Origin of the sequence: Rhizobium sp. FY34 (assembly GCF_005222845.1) — a bacterium.
In the GTDB taxonomy this organism is placed as follows: Bacteria; Pseudomonadota; Alphaproteobacteria; order Rhizobiales; family Rhizobiaceae; genus Neorhizobium.
Genome location: NZ_STFZ01000005.1, coordinates 35,387 through 48,945 on the forward strand (window position 1 = coordinate 35,387; position 13,559 = coordinate 48,945).

Annotated in this window: 12 protein-coding genes; 6 read left to right on the forward strand and 6 right to left on the reverse strand. The window is 60.7% G+C overall.

The genetic code is table 11. The annotated features are described in order from the left end of the window. The first annotated feature begins 57 nt into the window (after positions 1-57). Entirely contained in the window at positions 58-1,146 is a 1,089-nt protein-coding gene (locus E8M77_RS02185; protein ID WP_137128977.1) for a PHB depolymerase family esterase, read from the forward strand. Between the two features lie 49 nt (positions 1,147-1,195). Here E8M77_RS02185 and E8M77_RS02190 read toward each other — a convergent pair whose 3' ends face one another. The 5 genes from E8M77_RS02190 to E8M77_RS02210 all read right to left on the reverse strand — a co-directional run bounded on the left by E8M77_RS02190 (position 1,196) and on the right by E8M77_RS02210 (position 6,535). Continuing rightward, positions 1,196-2,317 (reverse strand): anhydro-N-acetylmuramic acid kinase, encoded by a 1,122-nt coding sequence (locus tag E8M77_RS02190; RefSeq protein WP_137128978.1) that lies wholly within the window; start codon positions 2,315-2,317, stop codon positions 1,196-1,198. A 167-nt stretch (positions 2,318-2,484) separates the two neighbouring features. Continuing rightward, complete coding sequence (gene adh, locus E8M77_RS02195) at positions 2,485-3,999, reverse strand: aldehyde dehydrogenase (protein ID WP_137128979.1); 1,515 nt, start codon at positions 3,997-3,999, stop codon at positions 2,485-2,487. Between the two features lie 135 nt (positions 4,000-4,134). Then, positions 4,135-5,091, reverse strand: coding sequence for a GAF domain-containing protein (locus E8M77_RS02200; RefSeq protein ID WP_137128980.1), 957 nt, complete (start codon positions 5,089-5,091; stop codon positions 4,135-4,137). A 482-nt stretch (positions 5,092-5,573) separates the two neighbouring features. Continuing rightward, the gene (locus tag E8M77_RS02205) at positions 5,574-5,720 is read right to left on the reverse strand and encodes a DUF1127 domain-containing protein (protein WP_137128981.1); all 147 of its coding nucleotides are present in this window, start codon (positions 5,718-5,720) and stop codon (positions 5,574-5,576) included. Positions 5,721-5,899: 179 nt separating this feature from the next. Then, complete coding sequence (locus E8M77_RS02210; RefSeq protein ID WP_137128982.1) at positions 5,900-6,535, reverse strand: nucleoside/nucleotide kinase family protein; 636 nt, start codon at positions 6,533-6,535, stop codon at positions 5,900-5,902. Between the two features lie 229 nt (positions 6,536-6,764). Between E8M77_RS02210 and E8M77_RS02215 the strand changes: the two genes are divergently transcribed. The 4 genes from E8M77_RS02215 to E8M77_RS02230 are packed head-to-tail and all read left to right on the forward strand — an operon-like array spanning position 6,765 to position 11,452. Continuing rightward, positions 6,765-8,297: an ABC transporter substrate-binding protein gene (locus E8M77_RS02215; RefSeq protein ID WP_137128983.1), complete on the forward strand. Its 1,533-nt coding sequence runs from the start codon at positions 6,765-6,767 to the stop codon at positions 8,295-8,297. Continuing rightward, complete coding sequence (locus E8M77_RS02220; protein WP_137128984.1) at positions 8,294-9,238, forward strand: ABC transporter permease; 945 nt, start codon at positions 8,294-8,296, stop codon at positions 9,236-9,238. Before E8M77_RS02215 ends, E8M77_RS02220 begins: the two co-directional genes overlap by 4 nt. After that, positions 9,225-10,055, forward strand: a complete 831-nt coding sequence (locus E8M77_RS02225; protein WP_246659093.1) for an ABC transporter permease — start codon at positions 9,225-9,227, stop codon at positions 10,053-10,055. The genes E8M77_RS02220 and E8M77_RS02225 overlap by 14 nt, the downstream gene beginning before the upstream one ends. After that, positions 10,052-11,452 carry an ATP-binding cassette domain-containing protein gene (locus tag E8M77_RS02230; protein ID WP_137128985.1) on the forward strand — a complete coding sequence of 467 codons (1,401 nt, stop codon included), beginning with the start codon at positions 10,052-10,054 and terminating at the stop codon, positions 11,450-11,452. Before E8M77_RS02225 ends, E8M77_RS02230 begins: the two co-directional genes overlap by 4 nt. A gap of 45 nt (positions 11,453-11,497) precedes the next feature. Here the strand turns inward: E8M77_RS02230 and E8M77_RS02235 are convergent, their stop codons facing one another. Beyond that, positions 11,498-12,832 (reverse strand): aspartate aminotransferase family protein, encoded by a 1,335-nt coding sequence (locus E8M77_RS02235; RefSeq protein ID WP_137128986.1) that lies wholly within the window; start codon positions 12,830-12,832, stop codon positions 11,498-11,500. A gap of 142 nt (positions 12,833-12,974) precedes the next feature. On the opposite strand from E8M77_RS02235, the gene E8M77_RS02240 reads away from it, so the two are divergent. Further along, complete coding sequence (locus E8M77_RS02240; protein WP_137128987.1) at positions 12,975-13,523, forward strand: cupin domain-containing protein; 549 nt, start codon at positions 12,975-12,977, stop codon at positions 13,521-13,523. The last annotated feature ends 36 nt before the right edge of the window (positions 13,524-13,559 follow it).

Here is a 13,559-nt window from a genome sequence, read left to right on the forward strand (position 1 = left end):
TGAGGCGTTAGCATCCGTACCGTCAGGCCATTTTGGCATTGATGCCAGGAGGCAATGATGAGATCACTATCAGATACGCTCGAACGGCTTGCCCGTTTGAGCAACCAGCCCGAAAACGTTGCGCCGGTCATAAATTGGCTGGTGCCTGTCGAGCCATCGGGATCCAATCCTGGACAATTGTCGGGTTTTCTGGCCATTCCCTCGGTTGCGCCGAAAAAGCCTGCGCTTGTCGTTGTGCTGCATGGCTGCCAACAGAATGCCGGCGGCTATGACGAAGGCTCCGGCTGGTCGCGGCTGGCTGAGGAACAGGGCTTTCTGGTGCTTTACCCGCAGCAGTCGCGGTCGAACAATCCCAATCTCTGTTTCAACTGGTTTTCGCCGCAAGACACTGCGCGCGATGCAGGTGAAGCATTGTCAATCCGCCAGTTGATCGAAACAGTCGTGAAGGCGCATGGTGTCGATCCGAAACGGATTTTCGTCACGGGCCTGTCGGCCGGTGGCGCCATGGCCAATGTCATGCTGGCGACCTATCCGGAACTGTTTGCCGGCGGCGCCATTGTCGCAGGCCTGCCCTTCGGCGTGGCCAGTTCCGTTTCGCAGGCCTTTGATTGCATGCGCGGCCAACGGCTTCCCTCGGAGCCGGATCTCCAGGCCCGCCTGCGTGATGCCTCCGATCATGACGGACCCTGGCCGAAGCTTTCCGTCTGGCATGGCGACAGTGACACGACCGTGCATGAGGCCAATGCTGCCGCAAGCCTTGCCCAATGGCGCGGCGTGCATGAATTGTCGCAGGAACCGAACCGGATGGAACAGATCGGGCGGCATCAGCGCCATGTCTGGACCGATCGTCATGGTGCAGAGGTAATGGAATTCTTCCAGCTCTCCGGCATGGGGCACGGAACGCCGCTTGATCCATCGCTGGGCTATGAGCAGCCGGGCCCCTTCATGCTGGATGCCGGTCTGTCGGCAACTGTCGGCACAGCGCATTTCTGGGGGCTGGTGACGAAGGAAGCCGACCGTCAGGCGGCGCCCGCAAGCAAAGCCAAATCCAAGGCAGCACCCGCCAAGCCTCAGCCGCCGGCTGCCAATAACAGTATCCAGACGGTAATCGAGCAAGCACTGCGCAGCGCCGGACTGATGCGTTAAACCGACCGCCGTACAGGATATAGATTGCATCGGGGCCGGCCCCGGTGCATCACTCCATGCCTGCCAGTCGGCCGCCGGTCATTGGCGCTGGCACGCCCGTCGTACCAGGGAAACTGAGCGGCAGGCCGCGCAGCACCCGCACGGCTAAAAAGGCGAAGCATTCGGCCTCCACGGCATCGCCGCGCCAGCCATGTTGCTCGGCGGGCAGCACATCCACAAACGCCCGCTCTTTCAACATCGCCATCAGCGCAGGGTTATGGCGTCCACCACCGCTGACGATCAGCGTCTTCGGTCGGATCGGCAGAAGATCCAGCGCCTTGCCGACCGCTGATGCAGTAAAGGCCGTCAGGGTTGCGGCACCATCCTCAAGCCCCAGATCGCCCGCCATATCGGCGGTGAAATCAAAACGATCCAGCGATTTCGGATAGGCAGCCGTCAGATAGGGATGCAGCAGAAGACGCGCCAACCGCTCCTCGTCCACCCGACCTGCTGCGGCCAAATGGCCATCGCGGTCCATCTCGCCTGCACCGTGACGCTTGACGAAATCATTGATGGGCGCATTCGCCGGTCCCGTATCGAAGGCGACCAACTGGTCCTTGCCGTCTGTCCAGGTAATATTGCCGACACCGCCAAGATTGAGCACGGCTGCCTCGCCGGCTCCCGCGACACCGCGCAGAAGAGCTGCGTGATAGACAGCCGCCAACGGAGCACCCTGCCCGCCTGCTGCCACATCCGCCGAGCGAAAATCATAGGCAACGGGCACGCCGACCAACCGGCTCATCAGCGCGCCATCGCCAAGCTGGCGCGTTGCACCGGGCCGGCCTGGCTGCGGCGCCCGGTGCAAAACGGTCTGCCCATGAAAGCCAACGACACCGATCTCATGGGGTGACAAACCTTCTGAAGCCAACAGGTCGAGAACGGCAGCCGACTGCGCTCGCGACAATGCTTCCTGTGCAGCTGCGAAAATCGCCGGCTCCGGGCCTTCGAAATTCCAGCGGCGCGCTTCAACCAAGGTCTCTTCCAGGAGTTGACGCACAGGCGCCGCATAGGGTGCCAGCCGATAGGCACCGAAACTGTCAATGCGCTCGCCATCGGTTTTGAGGAGCGCCACATCGATTTTGCCGTCCAGCACAGTGCCAGTCATCAGTCCAACGGCCCAGATCGGCTGCATGCGGCATCTCCTCATCCGTCAATGCGCGGCACCGCAACGGTAGCCGCTTTCCATCTCCGATATGGCCGAAGGCGGGGCACTTGCAAAGCCCCGATTGAATGTAGTTGCGACGACAGAGGGCCCCCGCTTGCACGAGGACCTTCTGTCTGCGTTTGAAGGATAGACTGTCAGAAGAAGCCGAGCGCCTTGGGAGAATAGCTGACCAGCATGTTCTTGGTCTGCTGATAGTGGTCGAGCATCATCTTATGGGTTTCACGCCCGATGCCCGACTGCTTGTAGCCGCCAAAGGCAGCATGGGCCGGATAGGCATGATAGCAATTGGTCCACACACGGCCGGCATGAATGTTGCGGCCGAAATGATAGCAGGTATTGGCATCACGGCTCCAGACGCCAGCGCCGAGGCCATAGGGCGTATCATTGGCAAGTTCCAGCGCTTCCGCTTCGTCCTTGAACGTGGTGACGGACAGAACGGGGCCAAAGATCTCCTCCTGAAAAATCCGCATCTTGTTGTGGCCTTTGAAGACGGTCGGCTTCACATAATAGCCGCCAGCCAGATCGCCGGCCAATTGGCTGCGATAGCCGCCGGTCAGAACCTCGGCCCCTTCCTGCTTGCCGATATCGATATAGGACAGGATTTTCTCCAACTGCTCGGAAGACGCCTGTGCACCGATCATTGTGGACATGGACAGGGGATCGCCCTGGACAACCTTTTCGACACGGGCAATCGCCTTTTCCATGAAGCGGTCATAGATCTTCTCGTGCACAAGCGCGCGGCTGGGGCAGGTGCAGACCTCACCCTGGTTCAGCGCGAACATGGCAAAGCCTTCGAGCGCCTTGTCGAGATAATCGTCATCCTCGCGCATGACATCTTCGAAGAAGATATTCGGCGATTTGCCGCCCAGTTCCAGCGTCACCGGAATGAGATTCTGGCTGGCATATTGCATGATCAGCCGGCCGGTCGAGGTTTCGCCTGTAAAGGCGATCTTGGCAATGCGCGGGCTGGTGGCCAGCGGCTTGCCCGCCTCCAGACCAAAACCGTTGACGATGTTGAAGACACCCGGCGGCAGAAGATCGGCAATCAGTTCGGCGAGAACAAGGATCGAGGCCGGCGTCTGCTCGGCAGGCTTCAGCACCACACAATTGCCGGCAGCCAGCGCCGGCGCCACTTTCCAGGCGGCCATCAGGATCGGAAAATTCCACGGAATGATCTGGCCGACGACGCCAAGCGGCTCATGGAAATGATAGGCAATCGTCTCATGGTCCACTTCGCCGATCGTGCCTTCCTGAGAGCGCACGCAGGCGGCGAAATAGCGGAAATGGTCGATGGCCAGCGGAATATCGGCCACCATGGTTTCCCGCAGTGGCTTGCCATTGTCCCAGGTTTCGGCGCGCGCCAGAAGCTCGAGATTGGCTTCCATCCGGTCGGCGATCCTGTTCAGGATATTGGACCGCTCGGTGGCAGATGTCCGGCCCCATTTATCCTTGGCCGCATGCGCGGCATCAAGCGCCAGATTGATATCGGCCTCATCCGAGCGAGCAACATCGCACAGCTTCTGTCCGGTGATAGGGGTGTGGTTGGCAAATGTTCGACCATTGACCGGCTCATGCCACTTACCGCCAATGAAATTGCCGTAGGATAGCCTGAACGGCGACGCGGCAATCGTCTGGACCTGGATATTCATGGACGTCATCCTCCCTGTGGATCAGGCCCCTCCTCGGGCCGATGTGGGGATGATGACGAGCTTTGCCGCGCAATTGAAGACATGCGTCCCAGTGCTGCAGCGCACAGTGTCGCAGACCTGAGACACTGGCTTTGCCTATTGCAGGTCGAACTGCTTGAGCTTGCGATGCATGGTGGCGCGGCTGATACCCAGAATCTGTGCAGCCTTTGACACATTGCCGCTTGCCCGCGACAGGGCGCGCCGCAAGCCGGCGCGTTCGGCATCCTGAAGATCGCTGCCCTTATCCCCACGATCCTCGCGCAGCACATCTGAGGCGACAAGACCCTGGGCAATCCGCAGATCGTCGAGCTTTAACGCAAGACGGGCGGCACGCGTTGCGCCCACCACAATATCATCCTGATCGACCGCCAGCAGCGCCGACATCATCGAAGCACCCGGCACCATGACATGGCGTGCGGTCCGATAGGCTTGGCGAAACAGGGTGACCTCGACGCGTAGCGCCGCCTCTCGGACGGCCTGGGAGACAATGGAAAGCGTCGTCTCATCCACACTGTGACGGCATGTCGATACATCCAGCGCTCCGGACACCCGGCCCAGATGATCGCGGATCGGCGCTGTCGCGCAGGAAAGGCCCGTATTGGCGCTGAGAAAATGCTGGTCACGATGAATGATGACCGCCCGCTCGTCGGCAAGCGCAGTCCCGATGCCGTTCGTTCCGGCACTCGCCTCGCTCCAGATATGCTGGCGCCACAGCCCAAGTCGCCGGAAATCCTCGTCATCACCCGTAGCACTGCGACGATCGACGACAATGCCCTGCCGGTCAGACAGGATGATGCAGCAACCGGAGCGCCCAACAAGTTCGTACAATCGGTCAATTTCATCGGCGCAGGTGCGGATCACCGGCTCCATACGCTCAAAGGCCTCGCGGAAAACCTGGTCATCGACCCGCAGCGGGTTGCTATCCTGCTCAGGTGCCAGGCGGTGCAGATCCAGACACCGACGCCAGGAGGCCGCCACGGGCGAGGCAATCACCGCCGCAGAGCGGGCCGCTGTTGCATAGACAACATCTGAATGATTTGCATCCTGGCGCATTCACTCCTCCCAAAGCATCGCGACATCCACAGCCTAGCACGCTTCCGCCCAGATGTGAGGATGCATGGTCAGACGTCTCTTGCCGTGATCTGGCGCAAATCTGCGACAGTTCCAGCGCCTAAGATCAAAGGAATGCGAAATTGAAGACGGTGAGTTGGGCCATTGACCCAAAACGGGCCGTAAAACGAAAAAGCCTGCCGCGGGAGGAGGTGCGGCAGGCTTTCCGAAAATAACCGAACAGCAACCTGGGAGGAGGAGGTGCTGCTGTTCCCCAGGCAAGATTGGGAGGAGGAAAGCTTGCCTGGCACTCGAAGCTTAGCGGGAGGAGGTGCACCGCTTCGATGATTTGAATATAGGCCCTTCCCGCAGGATTCCTAGGCACAATGCTGCACTGCAGCTATGCGCCTAGCGAATATCACGAAATCGTAGGTGCTTCGTGAAGAGGCATTGGGCGACAATCCTGGCCCAAACACACCACCTGCTCAGCCACGACCTCTGCCGCGGGCCACGGCGTCTATATCCGAGCGGTTAATGCCCATGTCCTGAAGCTCGCGGCTGCTCAAACGAGACAGTTCTTCGATGGTGCGGCGGTATTGGCGCCAATTGTTAAAAGTGCGTGCGATCGACATAACGATCCCTTTCGTTTCCAAATTTCACGAAAATAGGTGAAAGCGGGCGTCGCTACGGTGCGCACCCTGCATGGATCTCAAATGGGTATGGACCGCATGATTGAGAACCGCCAAAGCATGGATGCACCCATGCGTTTGACGCAAAGCCAAGCGTCGCCACTATGCGCTGAACGTAGAACTCAGTTCTGGATGCGAATGTCCGGTTCGCTGCTACGCGCCAGGATCGCCATGCCATTGGGAATATCATTGCCGTCGAGCTTCTGGCGGATCGTCTCGGCGTCAAGACCAAAGCCCGCCCAGCGCTGTTCCAGCCGGCGGCGCAACTCGTCACCATCGACATCGACAAGCACGGTGAGGTCGAACATTGGCTTCAGGCGATCCCAGGGCTCATCCTGCATCAGGAGGTAATTTCCTTCGCAGACGATGATGCCTGTGGCCTGCGGGATCAGCCGACCGCCGGCACGGGCAATCTCGAGCGCACGATCGAAAACCGGTACCGCGATCCTATCGTCTTCATTGGCCTTCAACCGCGCCAGCATGTGACGAAACCCGTGCGCATCAAATGTTTCTATCGCGCCCTTATGGGCAAGCCGGCCCATATCGGAGAGAACAGCATCGTCAAAATGGAAGCCATCCATGGGAAAAACGGCCGCAAGCCCCGGTTGGCGGTGATTGATCTCCTCGACAATTGCCTCGGCCAGCGTCGATTTTCCAGATCCCGGCGCCCCGGCAACCGCCGCCAACAGCCGCGTTCCGCTATAGCCGGCGAGAAGTCGATCGGCGAGATCGCGGGCATTGTCTTCCAGATGTGTCACGGGCCGTCCTGTATGTGTTTGCCGGATTGTCCGCTTGGGCCAAAGCCAAGGGTTGTCTGCACAAAAGCCTGCCTCGCCTGCCAGATCAAGCGCGGGGCGCTGATCGGGCGCTCAATCCACTGCCATTCGGCGCATATTCGTAAGCTCGGGGAAATATCGGCCGGCCTTCTGGACAAGCTCGGATCGCTTCTCTAAAGGCACGTTACGATATAACATTAGGATCTGGATCATGTTGAAGCGCTCGCTTGCCCTCCCCTTCCTTTCAGCCGCCGCCCTGCTGATGCTGAGCACAGCATCTCTCTCTGCCGCCCAGGACGACGTGGTGGATATTGTCGCCCCCTTCGAGATCACCGGTCTCGATCCAGCAAAGTCTGGCGACATATTCCTGCGCATGCGCATTGTCGAAACGCTGGTCGAGGCCGATAAGACAGGCAATCCAACCGCAGCACTCGCCAAGTCCTGGAGCGTGTCCGAAGATGGCAAGACCTGGCGTTTTAAGCTTCAGGATGGCGTCGTCTTCCATGACGGATCAAAACTGACGGCAGGCGCTGTCGCCCAATCCCTCACGGTGGCGCGCGCCAAGCCCGGCCTTCTCGGCAAGGCGCCGATCGAAGCCATCAGTGCGGACGGCGCCGACACAGTCGTCATCACGCTGTCAAAGCCCTTCGTGCCGCTTTTGGCTTTCCTTGCCGAAAGCCGCGCGCAGATCTTGGCGCCCGCCTCCTATGAAGGTTCCGATGTGAAAACAGTCATCGGCACCGGTCCGTTCAGGCTCACCTCGCTTGAAGCGCCGCAGGCGCTCAGCGTCGAGCGATTTGCAAATTACTGGGGCGAAAAACCCTCCATCGAAAAGGCCGCCTATCACTCTGTCAGCCGGGCAGAAACCCGCGCATTGATGGCCGAAAGCGGCGATGCGGATTATGTCTTCAACCTCGATCCCGCCAGCCGCACGCGGCTTGCCAAGGGCGACAAGGTGAAGCTCCTCTCCGTCTCCATTCCGCGCAGCGTTCTGCTGAAAGTGAATATCGGCAAGCCGGTGCTTGCTGATGTCAAGGCACGCGAAGCCTTAAGCCTTGCAATCGATCGCGAAGGCCTGGCACTTGCCATCCTGCGCTATCCGGCCGCCGCCACCCAGCTTTTCCCGCCAAGCCTTGCCATCTGGCATGATGCGAACCTTGCGCCGCTGGGTTACGACCCGGACAAGGCAAAGGCCCTGCTCGCCGAACTTGGCTGGACGCCGGGTGCCGATGGCATTTTGCAAAAAGACGGCAAGCCGTTTGCGCTGACACTGACAACCTATCCCGATCGCCCGGAACTGCCGCTGATTGCGGCCGTGCTGCAGGATCAGATGAAGGAAATCGGCGTCGCGCTTACCATCAATTCCACAAATTCCAGCGAAATCCCGGCCAAGCACCAGGATGGCACGCTGGAACTGGCGCTGATGGCGCGCAATTTCGCGCTTGTGCCCGATCCGATCGGCACAATGCTTTCCGATTACGGCCCGAAGGGTGGCGATTGGGGCGCAATGAACTGGGTCAATCCGGGCTTTGAACAGGCGCTGGATGACCTGACGCGCATTGCCGATCCAGAGGCCGGCGCTGCGCTTCGTGCCAAGGCAGTTGCTGCCATTCAATCGGACCTGCCGGTGATCCCGATTGCCTGGTACCAACAGACGGTTGCCGTTTCGCCGCGTCTTGAAGGCGCCACCATCGATCCCTTCGAGCGCAGCTTCGGTCTTGAAACCATGCGGTGGGCAAAATGATGAAAACGCTCCTCAACCGTCTCATCCAGGCGGTTCTGGTGGCGCTGATGGTGGGTATGCTCACCTTCGTCATGGCGCGGTCTCTGCCCGGTGACATGGCCTATCGGATCGCTGCCGGCCGTTACGGCTATGATCTGGTGGATCAGGCGGCGGCGGCAAAGGTCGCCGCTGAGCTTGACCTTCACCAATCGGCATTCACCGCCTTTTCGCAGTGGATCATGGATCTGGCGCGGTTGGATTTCGGCGTATCGCTGATTTCCGGCGCGCCGGTGATGGAAGAGATCACCCAGCAGCTTGGCAATACGCTGGAACTGGCCATCGCAGCCCTCCTCCTCTCGCTGTTGATCGGCCCGCCGCTGGGCATTCTCGCTGGCCTTCGTCCGGGTGGCTGGCTTGATCGCACCTTGATGCTGATCTCGACGGCGCTGCGCGCCCTGCCGCAATTTGTCGTCGGGCTTGGGCTCATCATTCTCTTCAGCCTGACACTCAACCTGCTGCCGGCGGCCGGCCACGGCCAAAGCCAGCACCTTTTCCTGCCGGCGCTGACGCTGGCGCTCGGGCTTGCGGCTGTGTCCAACCGCGTGGCACGCGATGCCATGCTGTCGGTGCAACAGACGGCCTATTACAGTTTTGGCCGCACCAAGGGCCTCAGCGACTGGCAGGTCTTTACCCGGCATGGATTGCGCAATGTCGCCGTGCCGATCATCACCTATCTCGGCATCCAGTTCATCTATCTGGTCGAAAGCGTGGTGGTGGTGGAAACACTGTTTGCCTGGCCAGGCATCGGCCACGCGCTGGTGCATGCCGTATTTGGCCGCGATATCCCGATGATCCAGGCTACGGCGCTGATGATGGGGCTGATCTTCGTCGGGCTGAACGGGCTGGTGGACGCGCTTTGCCATCTGGTCGATCCGAGGAGGCGCGCCCATGGCTCCGCTTGAAATGGCACTGGCCGCACAGGCGGCGCCGGCGCCGCGTATCTCACGGCGGCGGCTGATCGGCGTCGCGGTCCTCGTTCTCCTGCTGCTCTTCGCCTTCCTGCCCCTGCTGGTCGGCGGCACTGATCCGCTAAAGCAGAGCCTGCGCTTTGCGCTGAAGGGACCAAGCCTTCAGGATTGGTTCGGCTTCGATCATCTGGGCCGCTCCATGCAGGCCCGTCTGGCGGCGGCCCTTCGCCTGTCGCTGGGCCTTGCCTTCCTGTCGGTCGTCACCGCCATGATACCCGGCATTGTGCTCGGCGTTCTGTCGGCCTGGTGCGGCGGACTGGTCGATCGGGTCATTTCCGGCCTTTCGGATGCCTTCATGGCACTGCCCGGCCTGCTTCTGGTGCTGATGCTGACAGCCATCGTGCCCGACAATCCGGCCATGCTCTATATCGGCATCTCGCTCGTGCTCTGGGTGGAATATTACCGCATGACGCGCGCACTTGCCCGGCCGTTGCTTGCCTCGCCAGCCGTCGAGGCCTCGCGCCTGCTCGGCTTTGGTCCCGCCCATATCCTGCGCCGGCATATCTGGCCGGAAATCGGGCCGATGATACTCACCGTTGGCGCCTATGGTGCGGCCAGCGCAATCATGGCGATTGCCGCCCTTGGTTTCGTCAGCGTCGGCGTGCGCCCACCCACCCCGGAACTCGGCGCCATGATGATTGAGCTGCTTCCCTATTATGAAGAAGCACCCCATGCGCTTCTTCAGCCGATCCTCGTCATCTTCCTGATGGTGCTGGCGCTGCAACTGGTCGGCGCAAAGGACAGACCATGAGCATTCTCTTCTCCGTCGATCAGGCTGCCGTGCATTCTTCGTCCACAACGCTGGTTGAGCCTGTCTCTCTGGCGCTTGTCGCCGGGCGGCCGTTTACGATTCTTGGCGAGACGGGCTCCGGCAAAAGCCTGCTGGCCCAGGCACTGATGGGACTATTGCCGCACGGTTTGAACGCCACCGGCTCAGCTCTTATCGACGGCCTGCCGATCGATCTGACCGATCCCGGCGCGCAGCGTCCGCTCTTTGGCCGCAAGGTCGGCGTTCTGCCGCAGGAACCCTGGCTGGCACTCGACCCCACCATGCGGGCTTTGCCACAGGTGGCGGAAGGCCATCGTTTCATTGCCGGTAAGCCTACCCGCCTGGCCAATGAGGCGGCTCGCGAGGATCTACTGGCGCTGGATGTCGCCGATTGCGCCGACAAGCTGCCGATGCAGCTTTCCGGCGGCATGGCGCAGCGAGTGGCCTTTGCCGCCGCGCGCGCCGGTGGTGCCCGCATCATCATTGCCGACGAGCCGACCAAGGGGCTGGACGTGGCGCGGCGCAACGAAGTCATCGCGCTTTTGATGCGCGAGGTGAAGGCCGGCGGCACGATCCTCACCATTACCCATGATCTGGAACTGGCGCGCCAGATGGGCGGCGACCTTGCCGTCATGTTCGAAGGACGCATCATCGAGCAGGGCCTGGCTGAGGAGGTGCTGGACAATCCAAGCCACACCTATACCAGACGCCTGATTGCCGCCGATCCGAAGCAATGGCCGCAGCAGAAGCGGCATGCGGACCAATCAAGCCCGATCATCCTGGAAGCCAAGGACATTGAAAAGACGCGGGGTGGAAAGCGCCTGTTCACCGGCATCGACCTTACGCTGCGGCGCGGAGAAATCCTCGGCGTGACCGGGCAGAGCGGATCGGGCAAGAGTTCGCTCGGCGATATCCTGCTTGGACTTCTGCCGCCGGATCGGGGCCGCGTGCTGCGCGACAAGGCGATTGCAAAGGTGCGCTACCAGAAGATCTATCAGGATCCGCCATCGGCCTTTCCGGCGCGCGTCACGCTGGCGCAGAGCCTGAATGACCTCACCCGCCTGCACAGGCTGGATGCGCAGCGCATCGCGCCGCTGATGCAGCGGCTGCGCCTGTCACCCACCCTGCTTTCCCGGCTGCCGGGTGAAGTTTCCGGCGGCGAGTTGCAGCGTTTTGCGCTGCTGCGGGTACTGATGCTTGATCCGGTCTTCCTGTTTGCCGACGAGCCGACATCACGCCTTGATGTGATCACCCAGGCCGAAACCATCCAGCTTCTGGTGGAGCTCGCCCGCGAACAGGGCTGCGCGGTGCTGATCGTCAGCCATGACAGAGCGCTGATCGACAAGACCTGCGACCGCCAGCTGGCGATTTCAGCCTAAGGAAAGCATCGGCCCGGCAGGCTGCCGGGCCAATGTATTGAAGCGTCAGGCAGCGCGCTTCAGCGCATCACCAATCATCGACACGATCGTATCGATCTGGTGCTTTTCGATGATCAGAGGCGGCGAAAGCGCAATGATATCGCCCGTCACGCGCACGAGAAGCCCCTTGCGGAAGCAATCGACGAAGACATCATAGGCGCGGGTGCCCGGTGCATTGTCACGCGGACGCAGCTCGATTGCACCAACAAGGCCGAGATTGCGGATGTCGACCACATGCGGCATGCCCTTCAACGAATGCAGCGCCTCCTGCCAATAATCGGCAAGTTCGGCGGCGCGCGTCAAAAGACCTTCTTCCTCATAGATTTCCATGGTGGCGAGACCGGCAGCGCAGGCCACGGGATGGCCGGAATAGGTATAGCCGTGGAACAGTTCAATCTGGTTGTCCGGCCCATGCATCAGCCCGTCATGCACCTTGCGGCTGGCATAGACGGCGCCCATCGGGATCGTGCCATTGGTGATGCCCTTGGCCGTGGTGATCAGATCCGGCACGACGCCGAAGTAATCTGTCGCAAACGGCACGCCAAGACGGCCAAAGCCGGTGATGACCTCATCGAAGATCAGCAGGATGCCATATTTGTCGGCAATGGCGCGCAGTCGCTGCAGATAGCCTTCCGGCGGCAGCACCACGCCGGCAGACCCAGACATCGGCTCGACAATCACGGCAGCGATGGTTTCAGCACCATGCAGCGCCACCAGCCGCTCCAGATCCTCGGCAAGCTCGATGCCATGTGCCGGCAGGCCCTTGGAAAAGGCATTGCGCTCGATATCCAGCGTATGGCGCATATGGTCGGCAGGGATCTGCGGGAAAACGCGACGGTTATTGACGAGGCCGCCGACGGAAATGCCGCCGAAGCCGACGCCGTGATAGCCCTTTTCACGGCCGATGATGCGCGAGCGCGTTCCCTGGCCGATGGCCCGCTGATAGGCGATGGCGATCTTCAGCGCCGTATCAACCGATTCGGAACCCGAGCCGGTGAAGAAGATGCGGTCGAGCTTAGCATCCGGGCCGCCGGGCGCATTTTCGGCAAGCTTTGTGGCAAAATCGAAGGCAATCGGATGGCCCATCTGGAAGGTCGGGGCAAAATCCATGGTGGAAAGCTGGCGCTCGACCGCCTGGGCAATCTTCTTGCGTCCGTGCCCGGCATTGACGCACCAGAGGCCGGCCGTGCCATCGAGAATCTGGTTTCCGTCGATATCGGTGTAATACATGCCGTCTGCGCGGGCGAGCAGGCGCGGCTGCTCCTTGAACTGCCGGTTTGCCGTAAACGGCATCCAGAAATTGTCGAGTACCGGTGTGTTCTGCCTGTTTGCGTGGTCCATGAGAGCCTCCATTGGTATCATAGGCATCCATGATTTTCGAAGCGTCAACAAGTCCTTTTCTTTGCCGCATCAACCCATTGATTTATATGGCTCCAATACCTTAATGTTTCGATATTTCGAACAGCAACAACGGGCTTTCCCCATGAGTGTCGATATCGGCAACCGTCTTCGTTATCTGCGCCTTGCGCATAACCTGTCGCAGCGCGAATTGGCCAAGCGCGCCGGCGTGACCAATTCCACGATCTCGCTCATCGAAAGCAATGCCTCGAACCCTTCCGTCGGGGCCTTGAAACGCATTCTGGATGGTATTCCGATCGGGCTGGCGGAGTTCTTCGCCTTTGAGCCGGAGCGGCCGAAAAAGGCCTTCTACGCGGCCGAAGAACTGGTGGAGATCGGCAAGGGGCCGATTTCCTATCGCCAGGTGGGGGATAACCTGTTCGGCCGCAGCCTGCAGATGCTGAAGGAATGCTACCAGCCGGGCGCCGATACCGGCAAGGTGCCGCTGGTGCATGATGGGGAGGAAGGCGGCATTGTCCTGTCCGGGCGCATCGAAATCACCGTGGATGACGAAAGGCGCATTCTGGGGCCGGGAGATGCCTATTATTTTGAAAGCCGGCGCCCGCATCGCTTCCGCTGCGTCGGGCCGGTGCCCTGCGAAGTCATCAGCGCCTGCACGCCACCAAGCTTCTGAGCAGCAGAAAAGGGGCCGCTATGAACGGCCCCTTGC